The following is a 19328-nucleotide window of genomic DNA, read 5'->3' as shown; positions in this document are numbered from 1 at the left end:
AGAAGGCGCATCAAGCCTCAAGGGAGCCGCCCTGTGACCGAACATCCCACCCCCGGCCCGGACAACGACGCCGAAACGGCCTCTGCCGCCCCCGCCTTCAACGCCGACGTGCCCCACGCCACGCCCGAACGCCCCCTCAGCGAGGCCGCCCGTCGTGCGCTGCAGGAGGCGGCCGATCGTCGCGCGGGCCAAGAGGCGGTTCAGGCGGACACGGAATATGGCGGTCCGACCGGTCCCGAGCCGACCCGTTTCGGCGACTGGGAGAAGAAGGGTCTGGCGGTCGATTTCTGACCCGCCGAGCCTGCTGCGACGGGCGCAAAGGTTAACCACGCCTTAAGAAACAGGCGCCGGACTTGCCAGTGTCGGGACAACTCAGAGGAGTCTGTCCCGTGACGATACAGTCGATACTTACCGCCGCATCGGCGGCTCTGCTGCTCTCGGCAGCGCCCGCTCTCGCCGGAGGGCCCGGAGGCCACGGCGGCGGCTATGGCGGCGGCCATGGCGGTCAACCCGGCGGCTGCGGCGGCGGATGCGGTGGAGGCGGCTACCAAGGCGGTGGCGGCCATTACGGCGGCGGCAACTACAACGCCAACCACAACGTCAATGTGAACGTGAACGGCGGAGCCTACGCCAACGCCAATGCGAACGCCTATGCGGGCGCCTCCAGCTATTCGGCGATCAACGCCCGGTCCTATTCCAGCTCATCCAGCTTCCAGCGCGGCTACGTCGGCGGCGGCACGACCTATGTCGGCAGTGGCGGCTATTCGGACGGCTATTACGGCGGTGGATACGGCGGCGGCGTGAGCACGACCTCGGTCCTGGTCGGCCGTCCCCCGGTCAGCGCGCCGGTCGGCTATCCCGTCTATGGTTTTGGCCGCGACTATATCGGCTGGCGTCCGTATCAGCAGGGCCGCCCGGCCGACTGCAACTGCCGCCCGCCCGTTCGCCCGCCGGTGCGTTACGAACAACGCTATGAGCAGCGTTACGAACAGAGCTACGTCGATCAGCCGCCGGTCTATGTCCAGGGGCCGCCGGTGCAGGTCGCGCCGCAGCGCATCTATGTCGCGCCGTCGCAGGTGAACTTCGCCCCGCCACAGATCGAGATGGGCTCGCCCACCTATATCGAGCAACCGCCCATCTATGTGCAGGCGCCGCCGGTCAACATCGGGCCTCAGCGCGTCCAGGTCGCCGCCTCTCAGGTGAACATGGCCCCGCCGCAGATCGACACGGGTGGTCCCGTCTATGTCGATCAGGCCCCGGTCTATGTGCAGTCGGCCCCGGTCAACATCGGCCCGCAACGCATCCAGGTCGCCCCCGGCCAGGTCAACATGGCGCCGCCTCAAATCGAGACGGGCGGCCCGGTCTATGTCGATCAGTCGCCGGTCTATGTACAGTCCGCGCCGGTCAACGTCGCCCCGGCCCAGGTCTATGTGGCCCCGCCGGAGGTGAACACCATGCCTCCGCCCCCTCCTCCGCCGCCTTCGGGATATTACGGCGACCTGCCGCCGCCCGAAGCGCCCGCGCCCCACGCGCCGCCGCGCCACGGCTATGCCCAGGAGCCGGGCGAGCGGGGCTGATCGCCTCGCGATAGAAAACCGAAAACGAAAAGGTCGCCCTGGTCTGTCTCAGATCAGGGCGATTTGCTGTGCGATCTCTTGCGCCGCCGCACGGGGATCGACCGACGCCGTGATCGGCCGGCCGATGACCAGATGGGTGGCGCCGGCCTGAAGCGCCGCCTGCGGGGTCGCCGCCCGCGCCTGGTCGTCCAGCGCCGCGCCGACCGGCCGCACGCCCGGCGTCACGATCAGGAAGTCCGGCCGCCCCGCCTCGATGGCCAGGGCGCGGGCGCGCGCCGCCTCATGCGGGCTGGAGACGACGCCGTGGATCCCTGCGTCCAGCGCCTGACGCACGCGCAGCTCGACCAGTTCGGCCGGCGACAGGCTGTGGTCGTCGGCGGACAAGTCTTCGGCCGTCAGGCTGGTCAGGACCGTGACGCCCAGCACCTTCATGTTCGAACCGGCCGCGCCCCGCGCCGCCGCCGCCATTACCTGCGGACGGGCGTGGACGGTCAGCAGATCGCAGTCGGCGTCGGCCAGGTTGGCCGTCGCCTTCTCCACCGTCGCGCCGATGTCGTGCAGCTTCCAGTCCAGGAAGATCTTGCGCCCTTGCGCCTTCAGCTCGCGCGCCAGGTCCATGCCGCCGACCGCGAACAGTTGCAGCCCGATCTTGTAGAAGCCCACCGCGTCGCCGATCCGCGAGACCAGGGCGGCGGCCTCGGCCGGGGTCGGCACGTCCAGGGCGCAGATGATCCGTTCGTTAGGCAAGCGATTGGGCGATGCGGTATGGGTCTGGGTCATCGACGGACTCGCGCTTAGCGGCTATGCCGGACATGAGGGCGCGTCGGCAGGGCGGCGTGTTGGATTGAGGGCGAGGGCAGGCGATGAACGCAGTCGATTTGGGTGTCAACCTGTTCGTGACCCTGTTCGCCCTGCTGGACCCGATCGGCAATCTGCCGATCTTCGCCGCAGCCACGGCAGGCGCGACCCTGCGTCAGCGGATTTCCGTCTCGGCCCTGATCTGCGCCTTCGCCGCCGTCTTCCTGGCCTTCTTCCTGTTCACGGGCCTGGGCCTGCTGCAGTTCTTCGGCATTTCGCTGGCGGCGTTCCGCATCGCGGGGGGCATTCTGCTGCTGTTCCTGGGGCTGGACATGGCGCGCGGCGACTTCCTGGCCATGTTCGCCGACAAGGACGCGCTCGCCGACACCAAGGACGTGCGCGGCTATGCCCGTAGGCGCTTCCAGCGCCTGGTCGTGCCCTTCGCCATTCCGCTGATGATCGGCCCCGGCGCCATATCCGCCGTCATCATCCAGGCGGGCGAGGCGGCAAAGCTGGGTTATGCGGGGACCATGGGGTCGCTGGCCGCCATTACCGCCGCCTGCGCCGTCTCCTTCGTCTGTTTCGCCCTGACCGGGTCGCTCAGCCGCCTTCTGGGCGAGGTGGGCATGGCCATCATCGTGCGCGTGCTGGGCCTGATCCTGTGCGCCCTGGCGATCCAGTTCATCCTGCTGGGCCTGGGCGAGGCCATCCCCGGCATGATCTCCGGCGCGGTGACGACGCCCTATCCGGCGGCGAAGTAGGCTTCAGTCCTCGTCGTCCTCGATGGCGTGGATGTCGTCGTCGGTCAGGCCCAGGTGGTGGCCGATCTCGTGGATCAGGACGTGGGCGATCAGTTCGCCGATCCCCACGTCGCCGCGCTCGCACCATTCGTCCAGGATCGGCCGGCGATAGAGAAAGACCCGTGACGGCTCGGCCGCCGGTCCCAGGCTGTCGCGCCGACCGATGTCCACGCCGTGATACAGGCCCGTCAGCTCGAACGGATCCTCGATCTCCATCTCCGCCAGCGTCGCCTCGTCGGCGAAGTCGTCGATGCGGATGACCACCTCGCCCGCCGCCTGTTTGAAAGGCCCCGGCAGGGCGTCGAACGCCTCCTGCGCCAGCCTGGCGAAGTCGTCGAGGGAGGGGGCGATCGCGTCGGTCATGACTGCGATATCGCGGTCCCGAGGGGGCGGCGCAACGGGGCGCGATGACGCGATCACGAGACTGCCGCTTTTTCGCGCGCTTGGGGTATGGTTACCGAATCGGGGCGCAGACCTTTCTCCAGGGACACGAATGGCCGAGGCCGACATCGCCTATGTCGCCACAGCGGGCGCAGCCGGACTGGCCATGGCCGTCAGCGCCTGGGCCTTGCTGCTGCGCGGACGGCTGAATGAGACGGCTGTGCAGGCCGAGCGCGAGCGGATCGAGGCCTTGGCGGACCTCAGCCGCCACGACGCCATGCTGCGCGCCTTCGATGATGTCAGCCTGGCCCTGACGCCGGAGGGTCAGGCGGCCGGCGCGCCCATCGGCTCGGCCGAACTGATCGCGCGGTTGGCGGGCGACAGCGACGAGGTCGGCGCCGCCGTCCTGACCAAGCTCAAGATCACCCACGACGCCCTGATCGAGGCCCTGGTGCAGTCCGGCCAGGCTTTCGAAGGTCTGGTCGCCCTGGACGATGTCGAGCGGTGGCGGATCGAGGGGCGGGTCGCCGGCGGTTCGGCCTGGCTGCGGCTGTCGCCCGCGTCGCGTTTCACCCTGACCGGCGCCGATGCGACCGAAAGCGGCCTGGCCATGCTGGGCGACGCCTCGCCCATGCCGACCTGGGTCGTGGACGGGACCGGCAAACTGGCCTGGGCCAACCGCGCCTGGCTGGCCGAGATCAACGCCGAGACCATAGAAGCCGCCATCGAGGAAGGCCTGTCGTTCGACCGCGGGGCGGACGCCCTGGTCGCCGAGGCCGCGCGGCTTGGCGTGCGCCAGGAAGGCTTCCGCTGGACGACCGGCGGGGGGGCGCGGCGCGCCTGGCGCATCATCGCCGAACCGGCGGGCGGGGGCGCCGTCACCGCCTTCGCCATCGAGGTGACCGAGGCGGAAGAGACGCGCGACACCCTGCGCCGCCACGTCGAAGCCCATGACGAGACGTTGAACCACCTGGCCGACGCCGTCGCCATCTTCGGCCCGCAAAAGCGCCTGGCCTTCCACAACACCGCCTTCCAGACCCTGTTCGACATCGACGCGGCGTGGCTGGACGAACGCCCGACCCATGCCGAGCTTCTGGACCGCCTGCGCCAGCGTCGCAGCCTGCCCGAAGTCGTCGATTACGCGGGCTGGAAGGCGCGCGAGCTGGAATTCTACGGCGCGTCCGAGGCCTCGCCCGACGACAGCTGGTCGCTGCCGGACGGCCGCACCCTGCGGGTCGTGCGCCAGCCCCACCCGCTGGGCGGCATATTGCTGATCTTCTCGGACATCACCGACGAACTGAAGCTGCGCAGCCGGTTCAACGCCCAGATCCAGGTCCAGCGCGCGACCCTGGACAAGCTGAACGACGCGGTCGCCGTGTTCGGCTCGGACGGGCGGCTGCGGCTGCACAACGAGGCGTTCGAGACCTTCTGGAACCTGTCGGTCGACCGGATCGCGGCGGCGTCGGACTTCGACGCCTTGGCCGAACTGTGCAAGGCGGTCCTGCCCGATCCGGCCCTGTGGCTGGGGCTGAAGGCGCGGGTCGCCGATCCCGATCCCGAAAGCCGTGTGGCGATCTCAGGCGAGGGCCGCACCGTCGATGGACGCGTGGCCGCCTGGCAGACCCGCCCCCTGCCGGACGGCGCGACCCTGGTGGCCTTCTCGGACGTGACCGCCCGGCGCGGGCTGGAACAGGCCCTGGTCCAGCGCGAACAGGCCCTGGCCGAAAGCCAGGCGCTGAAACGCGAGTTCGTCGGCAGCGTCTCCTATGAGCTGCGTACGCCCCTGACCACCATCGTCGGCTATTCCGAACTGCTGGAGACCATGGGCGACCTGCCCGAGCGCAGTCGCCAGCACGCCGGCGCCATCCGCATCGCCGCCAGCCAGCTGGCCCGCTCCATCGACGACGTGCTGGACATGGCCCAGATCGACGCCGGCGAGATGGAGCTGTCGCTGGGCGACATGCGCGTCAGCGACCTGCTGAGCCAGGCGGCCGAGAAGGTTCGTGCGCGGGTCGAGGGACGCGGCGCGACCCTGACCGTCTCCTGTCCCGCCGACCTCAAGCCGATCCGCGCCGACGAGCACCGCATCGGCCAGGCCCTGGATCATCTGCTGGAAAACGCCGCCCGCGCCGTGTCCGAGGGCGGGGCGGTGGAGCTGAAGGCCGAGACCGGCGCAGCCGAGGTCCGCCTGACCGTGTCCGACACCGGGCGCGGCATCCCCTATCACCTGCAGGCCCACGTCTTCGACCGCTTCGTGCGGCGTGAACGCGGCGGCCCCGGCGTCGGCCTGGCCCTGGTCAAGGCCCTGGTCGAACTGCACGGCGGCTGGGCCGAGGTCGAAAGCGAACCTGGCAAGGGCGCCGCCTTCATCCTTCACCTGCCGCTGGGCGCATCGACGACCGCCGCCGCGCCCGAGCTTCAGCTGGAACTCTGACCTAGCGCCGCGAGGCCTTGGAAGCATCGCGCGCCGGGCCGAACTCGGCGCCCGCGTTCCATTCCGGCCATTGATCGCTGTCCGCCAGCTCACGTCCCACGGCATAGATCAGGGCGGTGTCGGCGGCTGCGGCGTCCATTTTCCAGGTCGCGTCCCATTCGTCCGTGGGCTGATGATAGCGGTTCTGGACATAGTCCCGGCTGGCCGCGCTGGCGCCGGTGAAGCCCGCTGCGGGGAACAGGGCCGGCACGCCGCGCAGGGCCAGGGGGAAGTGGTCGGAGCGATAGAAGGCCCCGGCCTGGGGCGCCGGATCGGCGATCAGGGTGCGGCCGGCCTGGGTCGCGTGGCGCGCCAGAACGTCGTCCAGCTGGTTCTTGCCCTTGCCGATGACGACGACGTTGGGGTCGATCTCGGTGCCAGGCAGCAGGCTATCGACGTTGATGTTGGCGACCGTCGTTTCCAGCGGCCAGACCGGATTGGCGGCGTAGTAGGTCGAGCCCAAGAGGCCTGCCTCCTCGCCCGACCAGGCCGCGAAGACGACCGACCGTTTGGGGCGCGGACCGTCGGCGAAGGCGTGGGCCAGCTCCAGCAGGGCGGCGACGCCGGTCGCATTGTCCACCGCCGCATTATAAATCTTGTCGCCCTGGGCGTTCGGGGTGCCGACGCCGTAGCCGTCCCAGTGGGCGCCGTACATCACGGTCTCGTTGGGGCGTTCCGACCCCGGAATGCGGGCGATGACGTTCTTGGTCTCCACCTTGTCGGCGATCTGGCCGAAATCCACGCTCATGGTCAGGCCGGGCAGGACGACGGGCTTGAAGTCGGCGCGGCGGGCGCTGTCCTTCAGCGCGGCGAAATCCAGGCCGGCGGCGGTGAACAGTTCTTCGGCCTTGGCCCGCTGGATCCAGCCCTGGAAGGGCGCGCGCTCGGCGTCGGGATCGGCGCGGACGATGTCGAACTTGGGCGCGGCCGACGAATTCTGCAGCACCGACCAGCCATAGCCGGCGCCGGCCGTCTCATGCACCACCAGCACGCCCGCGGCGCCGCGACGGCCCGCCTCCTGGAACTTGTAGGTCCAGCGGCCATAGAAGGTCATGGCGTTTCCGTCGAACTTGCCCGCCACCGGATCGCCCTCAGGCGCCTGGAAGTCGGGGTCGTTGACCAGGACGACGATGACCTTGCCGCGCACGTCCACGTCCTTGAAGTCGTCCCACTGGCGCTCAGGCGCCGTCGCGCCATAGCCGACGAAGACCACGGGCGCGTCGGTCACGGTGATGTGGTCGGTCGGGCGGTCGCTGGAGACAAGCACGTCCGGTCCGCGTTCCAGGCTGATCGTCCTGCCGCCGACGGTCGCGGCGACTGTCGCCGGGCCGTCCTGGCGTGTGCGCGACAGATGGGCGACTTGGACGAAGGCGCCGTCCGGCCCGCCGCCCTCGGCGCCCGCAGCGCGGAACTGTTCGACCAGCCAGGCGACGGTCTTCTCCTCGCCCGGCGAGGCGGGGGCGCGGCCCTCGAATTCGTCCGACGCTAGGACCCGCACCGATTCGTTCATCCGCGCGGCGTCGATGTTCGGCGCGGGCTCCTGCGCCAGGGCGGGGGAACAGGCCATCATCAAGGCCAGGGCTGAAACGGCATGCAGGGTGTGGCGCATCGGAAACTCCTGATCGAACCGCCCGACCCTGCCTTCCTCAGTCGCGGCTGTCGAGCCAGTCTATGACGCCGTCGGCTGCCACCACGCCCGACGCGAAGCTGGCCTGAAGCAGATAACCGCCGGTGGGCGCCTCCCAGTCCAGCATCTCGCCGGCGACGAAAACGCCGGGTCGCGCCTTCAGCATCAGCCGTTCGTCCACCCCGTCCAGCGCCACGCCGCCGGCCGAGGAAATGGCCCGCTCCAGCCCCTGCACGCCCGTCAGGGTCAGCGGCATGGCCTTGATCCGTTCGGCGATGGCGCGAGGCGAGGCGGGCAGGGGGCCGGCTTCGTACAGCAGGGCGACGGCGGCGGGATCGAGCCCGACCGCCTTGCGCAGATGGTTCGACAGGCTGGCCTTGCCGCGCGGCTGGGACAGACGTTCGGTCAGCCGCCCGGTCGCCACGTCCGGCTTTAGATCGATGCGAATCTGCGCCGTTCCATCCGCCTCGACCGCCGCACGCAGGACGGCCGACAGGGCGTAGACGGCGCCGCCTTCGATGCCGTAGCGGGCGATCATCGCCTCGCCGCGCGCCGTCTTGTCGCCGTGGGTGATGGCGACGCCCTTCAGCGGCTGGCCGGCGAACCGGTCGCGCAATAGCTCGGACCAGGCGACGTCGAACCCGACGTTCGCGGGCCGGAACGGCGCGACTTCGGTTCCGACCTCCTTGATCCAAGGCGCCCAGGCCCCGTCCGAGCCGAGACGCGGCCAGCTTGCGCCGCCCAATGCCAGAACCACGGCGTCGGGTCGTTCCAGTCGTTCGCCTTCCGGCGTCTGGAACGCCAGCGCCCCGTCGCGCCAGCCGGTCCAGCGCGAGCGGGTGCGGATATCGACGCCCAACCCCTCCAGCCGCGCCAGCCAGGCCCGCAATAGCGGAGAAGTCTTCATCGCCTTGGGAAACACCCGGCCGCTGGACCCGACGAAGGTCTCCTGACCCAGGGCCTCGACCCAGGCGGTCAGGTCGGTAGGCGTGAACCGGTCGATCCAGGCGGCGGCTATCGGCTGGGCGGGTCCATAGCGGGTCATGAACCGGTCCAGCGGTTCCGAATGGGTCAGGTTCAGCCCGCCGCGCCCGGCCATCAGCATCTTGCGGGCGACAGACGGCATCCGCTCGTGCACCACCACGGTCGCCCCCGCCTGCGCCAGCCGCTCAGCGGCCATCAGTCCGGCGGGACCGGCGCCGATCACATGGACAGTTCGAGAGGGCGTCAGGCGAGGGGACTGTTGCATGGCGTCGCTTTGCGCGCTTGCGGCGGCGCTGGCTATAGGCAGCAGCGTCGCTATGTTCCGTACCATGAGCGTTGCATTCACCCGTGAAGAAGATCTTGAGGCCACCGCCGCCGACCTGGCGGACCGCCCGATCTCGCCCCACCCCAATCTGGTCACACCTGAAGGGCTGGCGATGATCGAGGCCGAACTGGCGTCCGCGCGCGCCGCCTATACCGCCGCCCAGGTGAAGGGCTCCATCGAGAGCGACCGCACGGCGATGGCGCGTGCGACACGCGATCTGCGTTACTGGTCCGCCCGGCGGGCCTCGGCCCAGTTGGTCGAGCCGACGCAGGACGACGGCGCCGTGCGGTTCGGCGGCTCAGTCTCGATCGAGCGCGAGGACGGTCGCGCCCAGACCTGGCGCATCGTCGGCGAGGACGAGGCCGATCCGGCGGCCGGCTCCGTCAGCCATGTCTCGCCCCTGGCCCGCGCCGTGGTGGGCAAGCGGGTCGGCGACGAGGTGATCGTTGCGGGTCAGTCGGCGGAAATCGTCGCCGTCAGCTAGACCCTAGTTCTGGGCGTCTTCGTCGCCCAGCATGTCGCGCATCATGTCCAGGATCAGCTTCTGCTTGCGCGGCGGCAGGCGTGGCGCAAGGCGTGTGATCTCGACGCTGGTTTTGGTCGGGCGATGTTCGTGGTCGAAGGCCGGCGCCTCTTCGGCAACGCCGACCGAGGCGCCGCCATAGCCGTCGAAGAAGAAGGGGATGCCGACCTTCATGAAGTCGGCCATTTCGAACAGCTTCGAGGCCGAGACGCGGTTGGTGCCCTTCTCGTACTTCTGCACCTGCTGGAAGCTGACGCCGACGGCCTTGGCCAGGGCGGTCTGCGTCAGGCCCAGGTCCAGCCGCTTTTCCTGAACGCGACGGCCGACATAGCGATCGACGGGATGCGGATCCTCGTCCTTGTCACGCGCCATCCGGGGTCCCCTGCTTCAGATCGCCAACCGATTCGAACGAACCCTAGATCGTAAAATCAACGGCCACAAGGATAGGAGGAACGCCGTTAGAGCAGCCAAGAAGAACGGCCAGTCGCCGAACCGACCGTATGACGTGATGCCGGTCGGGCGCGGCAGCGGCGCGTCGATCACCCCCATGACGCCGGGGTCCAGCCGTTGGCCGTCCACGATCCGGCCCCAGGGGTCGATCATGGCCGAAATGCCCGTCGGCGTGGACCGCGCAATGGGCAGGCCGGTCTCGATGGCGCGATAGCTGGCCAGATTCAGATGCTGGCGCGGGCCGGATGTGGCGCCGAACCAGGCGTCGTTGGAGGCGTTGACGATCCAGTCCGGCCGCCCCGCGGCGCCGGGCGTGAAGCCGGGATAGAGGCTCTCGTAGCAAATCAGCACCTGGGCCGGCGGCGCGCCGGGGAACGAGATCGGCGCCGGCGTGGGCCCGGCGGAAAAGTCGCTGGGCATATGCACCAGGCTGCGCAGGCCGATCTTGGTCATGATCCCGCCCAGCGGCAAATATTCGCCGAATGGCACTAGCCGGTGCTTGTCATAGACGGCGGCGACCCTCAGCCCCGTCCCGCCTTCGTCGGCTAAGGCAAACAGGCTGTTGTAATAGCGGCCGCCTTCCGGGGCCGTCGGGTCCGCCTCGCCGCGCGCCAGACCCATCAGCAGGGTCTGTCCGGGCCGCAAGGCGCCGGCGATGGCCTCAGCGTCGGCCGAGGCGAAGACGTCGTTGGCCGAGGCGGGCAGGGCGCCTTCGGGCCAGACCACGACATCGGGTGTGCGCGCCGCCGCCTGACCCGTCAGGGCCACGTAACGATCGACGATGGAGCGATAGGCCTCGGGCGACCATTTGGTCTCCTGCTTCACATCGGCCTGGACCAGCCGCACGACCGTGTCGGTGAACTGCAGGTCGGCTTGCGCCAGCCTGACGGCGCCGAACGTCCCGACGGCGATCAGGGCCAGCGCACCCAGGCCGGCGGAGATCAGTCGGCTGCGCTTGGCGCCGGGACCGATCAGCGGCGCGAAGGCCGCCGTCGCGGCGACCGTCACCAGGCTCAGCCCATAGACGCCGACGACCGAGGCGAACTGGGACATGCCGCCGCCCGCGCGCCAGGTCGCGCCCGCAGGGTTCCACGGAAAGCCGGTCAGCACATGGCCGCGCAGCCATTCGGCGGCGCAGAACAGGGCGGCGAACAACAGCACCCGCACCGCGCCCAGCGGCGCAAATCGCCGATAAAGCGCACAGGCCGCGCCCCAGAACAGACCCAGACCGGCCGGCAACAGGCTGGCGGCGAAGGGCGCCATCCACGCCTGTTCGGGATTGACGAAAAAGGCCTCCGCCACCCACCAGCAGCCGACGAAGAAATAGGCGAACCCCGCCAGCCAGCCCATCCAGAAGGCGCCGCGCACCGTGTCCGACCGCTCCGACAGGATCATCAGCAGCGGATAGCCCAACAGGCCGATCAGCACCCCGAACGGCGGATGGGCGAAGGCCGTCCCGGCGCCGGCCACCAACGCCAGGGCGATGCGGATCAGACGCCACGTCAGGGCGCGCTTCTTGTCGGGCAGGGCGCGGATCGGGGCGGCGAAACGGTCCAGCAGGGCGTCGGGAAACATCGGTCAGTCCTGCTCGGCGGAATAGGGGTCGGCGACGCCGATCTGGGCCAGGATTTCGCGCTCCTCGGCCTCCATCTCTTCGGCTTCGCCGTCGTCCTCGTGGTCGCGACCCAGCAGGTGCAGCACGCCGTGAACGACCAAATGGCTCAGATGATCGGCCAGCGTCTTGCCCTGGGTCTGGGCTTCAGCCGCGCAGACGCCGTAGGCCAGGACGATGTCGCCCAGATGCGGCGCGGCGTTCTCTGGCGCGGGAAAGGACAGAACATTGGTCGCCTTGTCCTTGTCGCGGAAGCGGGCGTTCAGGTCGCGCACTGCCGCATCGTCAGTCAGCAGGACGACGATGTCGCCCTGGACGGCGCCCATGGCCGCCTTGGCCGCCTTGTCCACCACCGCTTCGGTTTCCGGCAGGGCGCCGGTCCACGCCTCGGCCTCGACTTCGATTTCGATCATGCGGGGTCTTCGAGATCCGGGGCGGGACGGCCCTGCGCCGCGTCGGCGTCATAGGCGCGCACGATCCGCTCGACCATGGCGTGACGCACCACGTCCGACGCCTCGAACTTCAGGATACCGACGCCCTTGACCCCGTCCAGGATGCGAAGCGCGTGGGCCAGGCCGGAATCGCGCGGGTTCAGCAGGTCGATCTGCGACGGATCGCCCGTCACCACCATCCGCGCGCCCTCGCCCAGGCGCGTCAGAACCATCTTCATCTGCAGGCGCGAGGTGTTCTGGGCCTCGTCGACGATGACGAAGGCGTGGCTCAGCGTGCGGCCGCGCATGAAGGCGATGGGGGCGGCTTCGATCTCGCCCTTGTCGCGACGACGTTGCACGTCTTCTGCGCCCAGGATGTCGTTCAGCGCCTCCCAGATCGGGGCCAGATAGGGATCGACCTTCTCGTTCAGGTCGCCCGGCAGGAAGCCCAGTTTCTCGCCCGCCTCGACCGCAGGGCGGGTGATGACCAGACGGTCCACCTGGCCCCGCCGCAGCAGCGACGCGCCATAGGCGGCGGCCAGGAAGGTCTTGCCGGTGCCGGCCGGGCCGACGCCGAAGCTGAGTTCGCACCGACCCAGCATGTCCAGATAGGCGGCCTGGGCCTTGGTCTTGGGCACGATGGAGCCACGCTTGCCGCCCGGAAGCGACACGCCCGCCGCCGCCATGCCCGGCGTGCCCTTGCCGCCCCGGGCTTGGCCCAGGGCTGCACGCACATCGGCCTCGGTGACTTCGGCGCCCAGGGCGGCGCGCTTGGCCAGATCCTCGATGACCTGGCGCGCATCGGTGCGGTCGCGCGTGCCGCCGTTGACCGAGACACCGCCGCCCGGCGCCTCGACCAGCACCTTGAAGGCGTCCTCGATCAGGGCGACGTGACGGCTGTTCGGCCCGACGACCGCACGCAGCTCGGCGTCATTCAACGGGACGAATTCGGACTCACGCGCCATCAAGCAGCCTTTTGCTGGGAAATGAGACGACCCATCAGACTGTTCTGCTGGCCCGCAACGATCTCGACCGGAACGATCTGTCCGATCAGATGATCCGCGTCATCGACGTGGACCGATTGCAGATATGGGGATCGACCGATCGCTTGGCGACGGTGGCCGTGTCGGCCGGGCTTGTCGAACAGCACATTCAGGGTCCGGCCCGCCTGGGCGAGGTTGAAGGCGGTCTGCTGTTCGGTCAGCAAGGCGATCAGCCGGTGCAGCCGTTCCTTGGCAATCTCCGGCTCGACCTGTTTGCCCATGCCGGCGGCGGGCGTGCCAGGGCGTGGCGAATAGGCGAAGGCGAACGCCCCCGCATAGTTGACGCGGCGCACCAGATCCAAGGTGTCCTCAAACTCCTTGTCCGTCTCGCCAGGGAAGCCGACGATGAAGTCGCCCGCGATGGCGATATCCGGCCGTGCGGCGCGGATGCGGTCGATCAGGTCGAAATATTTCTGGCGGCCGTGCTTTCTGTTCATCGCCCGCAGGACTCGGTCCGACCCCGCCTGCACCGGCAGATGCAGATAGGGCATCAGGGCGTCCAGCTCGCCGTGCGCGGCGATCAGTTCGTCGGCCATGTCGTTGGGGTGGCTGGTCGTATAGCGGATGCGGTCCAGGCCGGGGATCTCGGCCAGGGCGTAGGCCAGTTCGGCCAAGGTCGCCTTCTGTCCATCCGGCCGTTCGCCGTCATAGGCGTTGACGTTCTGGCCCAGCAGGGTGACCTCGCGCACGCCGCGCCCGGCCAGTTGCCGCGCCTCTTCCAGCACCGAGGCCATCGGCCGCGACCATTCGGCGCCGCGCGTATAGGGCACGACGCAGAAGGTGCAGAACTTGTCGCACCCTTCCTGCACTGTCAGGAAGGCGGTCGGCCCCTCGGTGAAGCGCGCGGCCGGCAGGGCGTCGAACTTGTCGTCGGGGGCGAAGTCGGCGCCGATCCGCTCGCCCCGCGCCCGCGCCGTGCGAGTCAGCAGTTCGGGCAGCTGGTGATAGGCTTGGGGGCCGACGACGATGTCCACGGCGGGCTGTCGGCGCATGATCTCTTCGCCCTCGGCCTGGGCGACGCAGCCGGCGACGGCGATGGTCAGGTCGCCGCCGGTCTCGCGCCGGACGTCGCGCATCTCACGCAGCTTGCCCAGCTCGGAATAGATCTTCTCGGCCGCCTTCTCGCGGATGTGGCAGGTGTTCAGGATGACGAAGTCGGCAGCCTTCACATCTTCTGTGACGGCATAGCCCAGCGGGCGCAGCACATCGGCCATGCGCTCCGAATCATAGACGTTCATCTGACAGCCGTAGGTCTTGATGAACAGACGCTTCTCGGGCGCGGCCATCGTCTCGGCGTGTGGAGCCAGTGTCTCGGTCATCCGGGGCTTATGATCGCCCGGACGTGCGGCGACAAGACAGGTGGTCAGCCTGCATCCACGTCGGCGGGATCGACCCGTGCGGCGTGGCGGGTGAAGATCAGGCCTTCGCGCTTGGACGGCTCGGCGCCCTCGATCGCCACGCCGTAAAGCTCCAGCTTGTGGCCGATCAGCTGGAAGCCCAGCCGCTCCGCGATCTCGGACTTCAGCCGCTCGATCTCGGCGTCGAAGAATTCGATCACCTCGCCCGACTTGGTGTCGATCAGGTGGTCGTGGTGGTCGTCGCCCGCCTCTTCGTAGCGGCTGCGGCCATCGCCGAAGTCATGCTTCTCGACCACGCCCGCCTCTTCGAACAGGCGCACGGTGCGATAGACGGTGGCGATCGAGATGTGGGGGTCGATGGCCGAGGCGCGGCGGTACAGTTCCTCGACATCGGGGTGGTCGTCGGCGTTCGACAGCACGCGGGCGATCACCCGACGCTGTTCGGTCATACGCATGCCGCGGTCGGCGCAAAGTTTTTCGATCCGGTCCATGGCGCTAGAATAGGGGCTTGAGCGGCATCAGGGAAGCGCCACCTTGCTCTGATCCGAAGAGAGATCGCGGGCCAGCACCAAGGCGTCGGTCCGGCCCCCGTCGGCCTGGGCGTAATAGGCCTTTCGACGGCCGATCTGGCTGAAATCAGCGCGGTCATAAAGGGCGCGGGCGCCGGTGTTGTCCTCGGCCACCTCCAGGAACAGGCGCGCCGCCCCTGCGGCCGTCGCCGCCACGGCGCCCCGCCCGACCAACTCCCCGCCCAAGCCTAGCCGCCGCGCCTTTGGACGAACCGCCAGGGTCAATATCTCCGCCTCGTCCAGCACGACGCGGATCAGGATGAACCCGTTGGCCTCGACCACGGCCAAGACTCCGGGCTGGGCCAGCAGGTCCGCGAACTCCGCCTCGCTCCACGGCGCAGCAAAGGCCTCCGCATGGATGTCGGCGAGAAGGGCCGAATCGGTTTCGGTCATGCGAGGGTTTGGCGTGGCTGGCCGGGCAGGCGGCTGGGCGGCGTGGCGTCCGGCGCGCGTAGATAGAGCGGACGCGGCGGATGAGTCGCGGGATTTGCGGCGGCGACCAGACGAGCCAGCGCCTCTGGAGAGGGTGCGACGCGGTCGTCCAGCTGGGCGAACTTCAGCGGGGGGAAGCCGGCGACCAGCACGGCCGCACCATTGCCGACCAGCCGGACGTCAGGCCCGAGTTCAGCGATTTTTCGCGCCGCGTCTTCCAGCGACAGGGCTTCGTCGGGGCCGAGGGGAATGCCGTCCGAAAACATGCGCGCATAGACCTGGCCCCTGCGGGCGTCGATCAGGGCGGCGACGGGGCCTGCGACCTCGTCCAGCGAGGCGGCAAGGGCGTCCAGCGCCGAGACGCCGACCACCGGCCGATCCAGCGCCGCGCCCAATCCTTGAGCGAAAGCCAGTCCAACGCGAAGGCCGGTGAACGACCCCGGCCCGACCGTGACGCCGATCCGGTCCAGACGGTCGAACGCGCCGCCGGCCTCGGCGATCACATCACGCACCAGACCGCCCAGACGCTCCTGATGGCCCTTGGTCATCGGTTCGAACCGCACGGCCAGGGGGCGGCCGTCCTCGAACACCGCCGCCGTGCAGGCGCCAAGCGCCGTATCGATTACCAGAAGTCTCATGAACGGCCTTCTAGGCCGCTCTGGCGAGAACCTCCACCAGTCGCGTCAGGGCCTGGCGCACGGCGCGGTCGTCGATGCGGGAAAAGCCGTCGGCCATGGCGCGACCTTCAGGCGTAGTGGCCAGGGACCGGATCAATACAAGCTCGGGATTGTCGCTCGCCTCGGGTCGATCGGGAAAGAAGGCCTCGACCGGAAGTCCCAAGGCCAGGGCGAGGCGATGCAGACGCGCCGCCGAAATCCGATTTCGTCCGCCTTCGTATTTCTGAAGTTGCTGGCAGCTGACGCCGACCATTTCGCCGAGCGCCGTCTGCGACAGGCCGAGCGCCGTGCGGCGCGCCATGATCCGCCCGCCGACAAGAGCATCAAGAGGCTCGACCGCGCGAGCCGTCCTGCGTGTTTTAACGTCAGCCTTGTCCATAAGCGGACAGTTTCACAACCTAACCGAGAAGGCAACGTTTTCGTTTCATCGCTCCAGTCGGGCGACGATTGCGGAGGTTCGCACGACCAGACGGCGGTTTATGGTCTCGGTTCGGTCCAGCCCACCGGCCCCGCGCACGTGCATCTCACGCTCATCAGCCCGTTCGAAGAGCCGCACTCGCGTGGTTCCGTCCGACATCTCGATCACGCAGCCCTGGCCTTGTCGGGGCCACAGATTCGGCTCGTATTCCAACTGGACGCCCGGTTCCGCCCAGGGCGACAGATCTCGGTTGTCGACCTGAATACGGTTCAGGGTACCCGGTCCGTCGTCGAAGGCGCGCCCCCGGCCTTCCACGCCGGTCGAAACAGGTGTCGTCGGCGGTTCGGCCTTGCCGGACACCAGCAGCGCCAGGGCGTCGGGACTGGAGTCGAGCGCGCCAGTCAGGCGGCGTTGCACGTCGGGCCGGAACAGGCCGGGGCGACGCCCGGATTCGTACAGGCCCCAACCCTGGCTGGTCATGTTGACCCGGGCGCCCGCTTCGGCCTGCGACAGGCCGTGCTCGCGACGCAGGGCGGCGAGGGCTTCGCCGAGGCGGAGAACTTCAGGATCAGGAATGAACCGGGGCACCAACCTAGGATGGCGCCCGCCAGCGTGTCTGGCGAGAACGAATTCGCCTGGGCGATCAGAGTGTCTGCTCGACCCGCGTCACTTCCGGCACATAGTGGCGCATCATCTGCTCGACGCCCGCTTTCAACGTGGCCGACGACGACGGGCAGCCGGCGCAGGCGCCGCGCATGCGCAGGTTCAGAACCCCTGTCGATTCGTCGAAGGAATCGAACAGGATGTCGCCGCCGTCCTGGGCCACGGCCGGGCGGATGCGGCTGTCCAGCAGGGCCTTGATCTCGGCGACGATCTCGCTGTCGTCCTCGGCATGGCCGTCGGCCTCGGCGCTCGCGCCCCGCGTCAGCGGCTGACCCGAGACGAAATGATCCATGACGACGCCCAGGATGGGCGCCTTCATCTCCGACCAGTCCGGCCCCTGGGGCTGGCGGGTGACGGACACATAGTCCGCGCCGAAGAAGACGCCGTCGACGCCTTCCAGCTCGAACAGGGCTTCGGCTAAGGGTGAGGCCGTCGCCTCGTCGATGGTGCGGTATTCCAGCGCGGCGGTCGGCGACACGTCGCGGCCGGGCAGGAACTTCAGCACGTTCGGATTGGGCGTGGGTTCGGTCTGGATGAACATGGGCGGGAGATGCGCTCGCCCCCGCCCTGTTGCAAGACCCTGCTCCGGACCTAGCGCCGTTTCAGCCCGCCCAGGATGCCGCGCATCAGTTCGCGGGTCAGGGTCGATCCGGCGGTGCGCAGGACCGATTTGGTCAGGGCCTCCATCGGGGTCTGACGGTTGGAGGCGCGGGCGCGCGGGGCGGGCGCAGGACGCGGTGCGGCGCGGGCCTGCTCCCTGGCCCGTTCCTTTTCAGCCTTCTCGTCGGCCTTCGCCTGAATGTCCGCAGCCTTGGCGGCGTCGGCCTGGGCCTTCGCTTGAGCCTGGGCCTCCGCCTCGGCCTGATCGGCGGCGCTGTGGCGGTTGGCCAGGATTTCTGCGGCGGATTCGCGGTTCAGCACCTGGTCGTACAGGCCGCGCACCGGGCTGGCGGCCATGATGGCGGCGCGTTCGGCGTCGGTCGCGGGACCCAGGCGCGAGGCGGGCGGGCGAATCTTGGTGCGGGCCACGATGGTCGGCGCGCCCTTCTCGTCCAGCACCGAGACCAAGGCCTCGCCCACGCCTAGACCCTGAATGGCCTCGGCCGTGTCGAAGGCGGCGTTGACGCGGAAACTCTGCGAAGCGGCCTTCAACCCCTTCTGTTCGGACGGGGTATAGGCGCGCAACGCGTGCTGGATGCGGTTGCCCAGCTGGGCCAGGACGCTGTCGGGGATGTCGGCTGGGTTCTGGGTGACGAAATAGACGCCGACCCCCTTGGACCGGATCAGGCGGACGACCTGTTCGACCTTTTCCAGCAGGGCGCGCGGGGCGTCGTTGAACAGCAGGTGAGCCTCGTCAAAGAAGAAGACCAGGCGCGGCTTTTCCGGGTCGCCGACCTCTGGAAGCTGCTCGAACAGCTCCGACAGCAGCCACAGCAGGAAGGCCGCATACAGGCGCGGACTGTTCATCAACCGGGTCGAATCCAGCACATTGACCTGGCCCCGGCCGTCCAGACCGACGCGGATCATGTCTTCCAGCTTCAGCGCCGGTTCGCCGAAGAAGGCGGCCCCGCCCTGTTGCTCGACCTGCAACAGGGCGCGCTGGATCGAGGCGATGGAGGCAGGGGCGACATTGCCGACCTCGCGCCCGATCCGCTCTGCGTTCTCGCCGACATAGACCAAGAGGCTGCGCAGATCGTCGAGATCCAGCAGCAGCAGGCCTTCCTTGTCCGCCACATGGAAGACGACGGTCAGCACGCCCTCCTGCACGTCATTCAGGTTCAGCATCCGGGCCATCAGCACGGGGCCGATCTCGGACACGGTTGTGCGGATCGGGTGGCCCTTCTGGCCGTACAGGTCCCAAAAGACGGTCGGGGCGGCGCGGGGCGTCAGGGTCAGGCCCATCTCGGTCGCGCGCGCGACCAGTTTTTCGTTCGGGGTTCCGACCTGGGAAATGCCCGACAGGTCGCCCTTCACATCGGCGCAGAAGACCGGCACCCCGGCGTCGGAGAACCCCTGGGCCATGATCTGCAGCGTGACCGTCTTGCCGGTGCCGGTCGCGCCGGCGACCACGCCGTGGCGGTTGGCGCGGTTGAAGAGCAGGCTTTCCGGCTGGTCGGCGTCGGACTGGCCGAGGAACAGGCCGGGCAGGGCGTCGGTCATGAAGGTCTCCGATGGGCGTCTCGGGCC

The 19328-nt window shown here is 68.9% G+C and carries 21 protein-coding genes; 5 read left to right on the top strand and 16 right to left on the bottom strand.

Annotated elements, in window-relative coordinates; translation table 11 throughout:
• Positions 1 to 33: 33 nt before the first annotated feature.
• Together ACP69V_RS14765 and ACP69V_RS14760 are read left to right on the top strand one after the other, a co-directional pair.
• A complete protein-coding gene (locus ACP69V_RS14765; RefSeq protein ID WP_426024524.1) occupies positions 34 to 291 on the top strand; it encodes a DUF1674 domain-containing protein in 258 nt (85 codons plus the stop codon).
• A gap of 98 nt (positions 292 to 389) precedes the next feature.
• Positions 390 to 1577: a hypothetical protein gene (locus ACP69V_RS14760; RefSeq protein ID WP_426024523.1), complete on the top strand. Its 1188-nt coding sequence runs from the start codon at positions 390 to 392 to the stop codon at positions 1575 to 1577.
• Between the two features lie 48 nt (positions 1578 to 1625).
• Here ACP69V_RS14760 and pyrF read toward each other — a convergent pair whose 3' ends face one another.
• Positions 1626 to 2357 carry an orotidine-5'-phosphate decarboxylase gene (gene pyrF / locus ACP69V_RS14755; protein WP_426024522.1) on the bottom strand — a complete coding sequence of 244 codons (732 nt, stop codon included), beginning with the start codon at positions 2355 to 2357 and terminating at the stop codon, positions 1626 to 1628.
• Between the two features lie 83 nt (positions 2358 to 2440).
• Here pyrF and ACP69V_RS14750 point away from each other — a divergent pair, with 83 nt between their 5' ends.
• Positions 2441 to 3136 (top strand): MarC family protein, encoded by a 696-nt coding sequence (locus ACP69V_RS14750; protein ID WP_135194479.1) that lies wholly within the window; start codon positions 2441 to 2443, stop codon positions 3134 to 3136.
• A 3-nt stretch (positions 3137 to 3139) separates the two neighbouring features.
• Here the strand turns inward: ACP69V_RS14750 and ACP69V_RS14745 are convergent, their stop codons facing one another.
• Entirely contained in the window at positions 3140 to 3538 is a 399-nt protein-coding gene (locus ACP69V_RS14745; RefSeq protein ID WP_409716712.1) for a metallopeptidase family protein, read from the bottom strand.
• 130 nt (positions 3539 to 3668) lie between these two features.
• Between ACP69V_RS14745 and ACP69V_RS14740 the strand changes: the two genes are divergently transcribed.
• A complete protein-coding gene (locus ACP69V_RS14740; RefSeq protein ID WP_426024521.1) occupies positions 3669 to 5990 on the top strand; it encodes an ATP-binding protein in 2322 nt (773 codons plus the stop codon).
• A 1-nt stretch (position 5991) separates the two neighbouring features.
• Here ACP69V_RS14740 and ACP69V_RS14735 read toward each other — a convergent pair whose 3' ends face one another.
• Both ACP69V_RS14735 and ACP69V_RS14730 read right to left on the bottom strand, forming a co-directional pair.
• Entirely contained in the window at positions 5992 to 7638 is a 1647-nt protein-coding gene (locus ACP69V_RS14735; protein ID WP_426024520.1) for a M28 family metallopeptidase, read from the bottom strand.
• Between the two features lie 37 nt (positions 7639 to 7675).
• Positions 7676 to 8905: an NAD(P)/FAD-dependent oxidoreductase gene (locus ACP69V_RS14730; protein ID WP_426024519.1), complete on the bottom strand. Its 1230-nt coding sequence runs from the start codon at positions 8903 to 8905 to the stop codon at positions 7676 to 7678.
• 64 nt (positions 8906 to 8969) lie between these two features.
• Here ACP69V_RS14730 and greA point away from each other — a divergent pair, with 64 nt between their 5' ends.
• Positions 8970 to 9449 carry a transcription elongation factor GreA gene (gene greA, locus ACP69V_RS14725; RefSeq protein WP_201304371.1) on the top strand — a complete coding sequence of 160 codons (480 nt, stop codon included), beginning with the start codon at positions 8970 to 8972 and terminating at the stop codon, positions 9447 to 9449.
• Positions 9450 to 9452: 3 nt separating this feature from the next.
• Here the strand turns inward: greA and ACP69V_RS14720 are convergent, their stop codons facing one another.
• The 12 genes from ACP69V_RS14720 to ACP69V_RS14665 all read right to left on the bottom strand — a co-directional run bounded on the left by ACP69V_RS14720 (position 9453) and on the right by ACP69V_RS14665 (position 19301).
• On the bottom strand, positions 9453 to 9860 hold the full coding sequence (locus tag ACP69V_RS14720) for a helix-turn-helix domain-containing protein (RefSeq protein WP_426024518.1): 408 nt from the start codon (positions 9858 to 9860) through the stop codon (positions 9453 to 9455).
• 15 nt (positions 9861 to 9875) lie between these two features.
• Positions 9876 to 11513, bottom strand: coding sequence for an apolipoprotein N-acyltransferase (gene lnt, locus ACP69V_RS14715; protein ID WP_426024517.1), 1638 nt, complete (start codon positions 11511 to 11513; stop codon positions 9876 to 9878).
• A gap of 3 nt (positions 11514 to 11516) precedes the next feature.
• The gene (gene ybeY / locus ACP69V_RS14710; RefSeq protein WP_426024516.1) at positions 11517 to 11963 is read right to left on the bottom strand and encodes an rRNA maturation RNase YbeY; all 447 of its coding nucleotides are present in this window, start codon (positions 11961 to 11963) and stop codon (positions 11517 to 11519) included.
• Positions 11960 to 12946, bottom strand: coding sequence for a PhoH family protein (locus tag ACP69V_RS14705; RefSeq protein ID WP_426024515.1), 987 nt, complete (start codon positions 12944 to 12946; stop codon positions 11960 to 11962). The genes ybeY and ACP69V_RS14705 overlap by 4 nt, the downstream gene beginning before the upstream one ends.
• Positions 12946 to 14343, bottom strand: coding sequence for a tRNA (N6-isopentenyl adenosine(37)-C2)-methylthiotransferase MiaB (gene miaB, locus ACP69V_RS14700; protein WP_426024514.1), 1398 nt, complete (start codon positions 14341 to 14343; stop codon positions 12946 to 12948). Before miaB ends, ACP69V_RS14705 begins: the two co-directional genes overlap by 1 nt.
• 44 nt (positions 14344 to 14387) lie before the next feature.
• Positions 14388 to 14873: a Fur family transcriptional regulator gene (locus ACP69V_RS14695; protein WP_426024513.1), complete on the bottom strand. Its 486-nt coding sequence runs from the start codon at positions 14871 to 14873 to the stop codon at positions 14388 to 14390.
• A 27-nt stretch (positions 14874 to 14900) separates the two neighbouring features.
• A complete protein-coding gene (locus tag ACP69V_RS14690; protein WP_426024512.1) occupies positions 14901 to 15344 on the bottom strand; it encodes a GNAT family N-acetyltransferase in 444 nt (147 codons plus the stop codon).
• Positions 15341 to 16021, bottom strand: a complete 681-nt coding sequence (tsaB, locus tag ACP69V_RS14685) for a tRNA (adenosine(37)-N6)-threonylcarbamoyltransferase complex dimerization subunit type 1 TsaB (RefSeq protein ID WP_426024511.1) — start codon at positions 16019 to 16021, stop codon at positions 15341 to 15343. Before tsaB ends, ACP69V_RS14690 begins: the two co-directional genes overlap by 4 nt.
• 10 nt (positions 16022 to 16031) lie before the next feature.
• A complete protein-coding gene (locus ACP69V_RS14680) occupies positions 16032 to 16361 on the bottom strand; it encodes a helix-turn-helix domain-containing protein (RefSeq protein WP_426024510.1) in 330 nt (109 codons plus the stop codon).
• Between the two features lie 123 nt (positions 16362 to 16484).
• Complete coding sequence (locus tag ACP69V_RS14675) at positions 16485 to 17066, bottom strand: helix-turn-helix domain-containing protein (RefSeq protein WP_426024509.1); 582 nt, start codon at positions 17064 to 17066, stop codon at positions 16485 to 16487.
• Positions 17067 to 17121: 55 nt separating this feature from the next.
• Positions 17122 to 17682, bottom strand: coding sequence for a NifU family protein (locus ACP69V_RS14670; RefSeq protein ID WP_426024508.1), 561 nt, complete (start codon positions 17680 to 17682; stop codon positions 17122 to 17124).
• 50 nt (positions 17683 to 17732) lie between these two features.
• Entirely contained in the window at positions 17733 to 19301 is a 1569-nt protein-coding gene (locus ACP69V_RS14665) for a helicase HerA-like domain-containing protein (protein ID WP_426024507.1), read from the bottom strand.
• Positions 19302 to 19328: the final 27 nt, after the last annotated feature.

Source organism: Brevundimonas sp. PWP3-1b1 (assembly GCF_049896065.1).
GTDB classification, from domain to species: Bacteria; Pseudomonadota; Alphaproteobacteria; order Caulobacterales; family Caulobacteraceae; genus Brevundimonas; species Brevundimonas intermedia_B.
Note: the sequence above shows the minus strand (reverse complement) of the source record. Positions and strands in the feature narration are given on the sequence as shown.